This is a genomic window from Streptococcus suis (genome assembly GCF_002964575.1).
GTDB classification, from domain to species: domain Bacteria; phylum Bacillota; class Bacilli; order Lactobacillales; family Streptococcaceae; genus Streptococcus; species Streptococcus suis_R.
In genome coordinates, this window is record NZ_POQQ01000014.1 from 1 (window position 1) to 283 (window position 283).

Sequence of the window (283 nt, forward strand, 5' to 3'; positions counted from 1 at the left end):
TTGAGAAATGTACATTTAAATACAAATGATAATATTATTGAGATTGGTTCAGGGAAAGGTCATTTCACGTTTGAATTAGCTAAAAGGTGTAATTATGTAACCGCCATTGAAATAGATCCTAAATTATGTAGGATAACTAAAAACAAACTTATTGAATATGAGAACTTCCAGGTTATCAATAAAGATATTTTACAATTTAAGTTTCCTAAAAATAAGTCATATAAGATATATGGAAATATACCCTACAATATAAGTACAGATATAATTCGAAAAATTGTTTTTG

At 25.4% G+C, this 283-nt stretch carries 1 protein-coding gene; it reads left to right on the forward strand.

What is annotated here, in order from left to right; translation table 11 throughout:
• The coding region (locus tag C1E58_RS00565) for an rRNA adenine N(6)-methyltransferase family protein (RefSeq protein WP_238142203.1) at window positions 1-283 on the forward strand (283 nt) is incomplete at both ends.